A 3,182-nucleotide genomic window follows, 5' to 3' on the forward strand; every position below is an offset into this window, starting at 1 on the left:
CGCTGCGCTGGTCCTCGGACAGGGGCTGGGTGGAGCGCGGCGGTCCTCTCGGCGAACCGGCCGAGACCGCGTCCCTGCCGACCCTGGCCCAGCTCACCAGCGCGGAACAGCGCTGGGCGGACCGGGAGGAGGACATCACCACCGTCGGCGGCGACCCCTTCGAGGTCGGCCAGGTCTTCGCCCGGCGCTGGATGGAGCGGCTGCCGGAGAACGTCCACCTGCAGAAGCTGTCCACCATGTACCCCCGCATCCCGCACCGCATCGACGGCGAACTGCTGAGATACGCGGCCCGCTTCGGGCTGCTCGCACACAAGGACGACCAGATCGACGAGCACGACCGCTATGCCATCCGGGCGGGCTTCTGGCGTGAGATCGACGTACGGGCCGCCGCCGAGCACGTTCCTGCCGGGGAGTGAGCGGGGCGGCGCTGCCCGGCCCCGGACGCGGTACGGGGCATCCGACCCCGTAGTCTCATACCTCGTGAGTACGGGCACAGCACAGGCACAGACCGGGACCGGGACCGTGTGCGCGGTGCGTGATCTGGTCAGGACCTACCCCGCCGTCCGCGGCCGACGCGGCCGTGCCGCCACTCCCGAGGTGCGCGCCACCGACGGGGTGTGCCTCGATGTCCGGCGCGGTGAGATCTTCGGACTGCTCGGACCCAACGGCGCGGGCAAGTCCACACTCGTACGCCAGCTCACCGGGCTGATGCGGCCCGACTCCGGGAGCGTCGAGGTGCTGGGACACGACCTCGTGCGCCACCCCGAGAGGGCCTCACGGCTCATCGGCTACCTCGGCCAGGAGTCCACCGCCCTGGACGAACTGACCGTGTCGCTGGCCGCGGAGACCACCGGGCGGCTCAGGGGCCTGCCGGTACGGGAGGCGCGTGCCGCGCGCGACGACGTACTGGAGGAGCTCGGGATCACCGCGCTGGCCGGGCGCCCGCTGAAGAAGCTGTCCGGCGGACAGCGGCGGCTCGCCTGCTTCGCCGCGACGCTGGTCGGTGAGCGCCCCGTCCTGGTGCTGGACGAGCCGACGACCGGAATGGACCCCGTGGCCCGGCGCTCCGTCTGGTCCGCCGTCGACCGGCGGCGGGCCGAGCACGGGGCGACGGTGCTGCTCGTGACCCACAACGTCATCGAGGCCGAGACGGTCCTGGACCGGGTGGCCGTCATGGAACGCGGCAAGGTCATCGCCTGCGACACCCCGGCCGGGCTCAAGGAGCGGGTGGCCGGCGAGGTCCGGGTGGAACTGGTGTGGCGTGAGCGAGCACCCCTGGACGTCCCGGAGGTGGCCGCGCTCCGCGAGTCGGCCCAGGAGTCGGGGCGCAAGTGGGTGCTGCGGCTCGGACCGGACGAGGCGCGGGCCGCGGTGGCCGCGGTGACCGGCGGGGCGGCTTTCTCCTCGCTCGACGACTTCACGCTGGCCACGCCCAGCCTGGAGGACGTCTATCTGGCGCTCGGCGGGGACGCCGCCAGGGCCACCGAGGGGCTGGTGAAGGCGTGATCAGGACGGTGAAGGTGTCGGGAAACGTGTCGGAGTCGGACGGGAGCACTGCCAGGTGACGAGCATCGTTCCCACGGAGCCCGCGAAGGTGGCGAGGCCGAAGGTGCGCACCTCCGCCGTACGGACCGACAGGCCCGCCCGCACCGCTCCCGCGGCCCTCGCGCCGCGGGCCAGGCTCCTTCCGTCACTGGCCGCCGTGTACCGGGCGCAGCTGTCGCGGGCCAGGGTCGCGCGGATCCCGCTGCTGTTCGTCGCGACCTTCCAGTCCGTCGGGATCATGGTGCTGATGCGCGGTGTCGTCGACGGCGGGGCCGAGGCGCGTGCCGTCGTCGCGGGGTCCAGCGTGCTGGTCGTCGCCTTCGTCGCGCTCAACCTCCTCGCCCAGTACTTCGGTCAGCTCCGGGCCGGCGGCGGGCTCGACCACTACGCCACCCTGCCGGTGCCGCCCGCAGCGGTGGTGCTGGGGGCGGCGGGGGCGTACGCCTCGTTCACCGTGCCCGGCACGATCGTCACGGCGGTGGCGGGCAGTGCGCTCTTCGGCCTCCCGATGACGCACCTGTGGGTCCTCGTCGCGGTCATCCCGCTCTCCGGGGCCGCGCTCTCCGGGCTGGGCGCCGCGCTCGGGCTGCTGGCGCCGCGGCAGGAGCTGGCGACGCTGCTCGGGCAGCTGGGCATGTCGGCCGCGCTCCTGCTGGGCGTGCTGCCGGCCGAAAGACTGCCCGGACCGGTCGGCTGGGCGCGTGATCTGCTCCCCTCGACCTACGGCGTGGAGGCGCTGTCGCGGTCCTTCGACGCCCACCCCGACTGGGCGGTCGTCGCCTTCGACCTCGCGGTGTGCGCGGCGGTCGGTGTGCTCTCGCTGGCCGTGGCCACATGGGCGTACCGGCGTGCGGCGGTCCGGTGAGGCGACGCCCGGGCCGGCCTGGCACGATGGCACCGTGACCGCACCGTTGACGCCGCCGCACCAGCCCCGACCGAACGACCCGTGGCAGGCCCCGCCGTCCGGGTCGCACGCCGTGCCCGGCGAGCAGCCGGACGCGGCCGAGCGGCGCGCGGAGCTCCGGCAGGGCGGGGTGATCGCCGCGGTGCTGACGGTGGCGGGTGTGGTCCTCGGGCTGCTCTGGCTGTGGCTCGCGCCGCGGGTGCCGCTCGTCTCCGACGACACCGCCGTCTTCCTCAAGAACAGTGAGGGCGAGGAGGCCATGGGGGCCGACGGCACGTTCGTGCTGCTGGCGCTCGCCTTCGGCCTGGTCTCGGCGGCCGCCGTCTTCCTCTTCCGCCGGCGCGGAGGCATCCCGCTGGTGGCGGGCCTCGCCCTGGGCGGGCTGCTCGGCTCCCTGCTGGCATGGGGGGTCGGCTCCTGGTTCGGGCCGACGTCCGATGTGGTGGCCCACGCCAAGGAGGCCGGCAAGGGGGTCACCTTCGACGCGCCGCTGGAGCTGCACGCGGTGGGGGCGGCGATTCTCGCCTGGCCCATCGCGGCGATGATCGTCCACCTGGGGCTGACGGCTCTGTTCGGGCCGCGGGACCCGGAGCCGGAGTGGGAGGTCCCGTACGGGGCGCCCAGGGCCGGGACCGCGTTCGGGCCGGCGACCGGAACCGCCCATGAGCCGGAAGCCGGGGGCGGACGGCCGGCGCACGGGCAGGGCCCGGCACGGCCGTAGCGTCTCCCCGCA

General features: G+C 74.4%; 3 protein-coding genes and 1 pseudogene. All 4 read left to right on the forward strand.

The window, feature by feature from the left end:
• Nucleotides 1-416 (forward strand): annotated as a pseudogene (locus tag VN520_RS10040) (NYN domain-containing protein); the annotation flags it as partial.
• A 106-nt stretch (nucleotides 417-522) separates the two neighbouring features.
• Nucleotides 523-1,506 carry an ABC transporter ATP-binding protein gene (locus VN520_RS10045; protein ID WP_325746520.1) on the forward strand — a complete coding sequence of 328 codons (984 nt, stop codon included), beginning with the start codon at nucleotides 523-525 and terminating at the stop codon, nucleotides 1,504-1,506.
• 55 nt (nucleotides 1,507-1,561) lie between these two features.
• The gene (locus VN520_RS10050; protein WP_414719812.1) at nucleotides 1,562-2,410 is read left to right on the forward strand and encodes an ABC transporter permease; all 849 of its coding nucleotides are present in this window, start codon (nucleotides 1,562-1,564) and stop codon (nucleotides 2,408-2,410) included.
• A 34-nt stretch (nucleotides 2,411-2,444) separates the two neighbouring features.
• On the forward strand, nucleotides 2,445-3,170 hold the full coding sequence (locus tag VN520_RS10055; RefSeq protein ID WP_325746519.1) for an ABC transporter permease: 726 nt from the start codon (nucleotides 2,445-2,447) through the stop codon (nucleotides 3,168-3,170).
• The last annotated feature ends 12 nt before the right edge of the window (nucleotides 3,171-3,182 follow it).

This window comes from Streptomyces sp., from assembly GCF_035563135.1.
Taxonomy (GTDB): domain Bacteria; phylum Actinomycetota; class Actinomycetes; order Streptomycetales; family Streptomycetaceae; genus Streptomyces.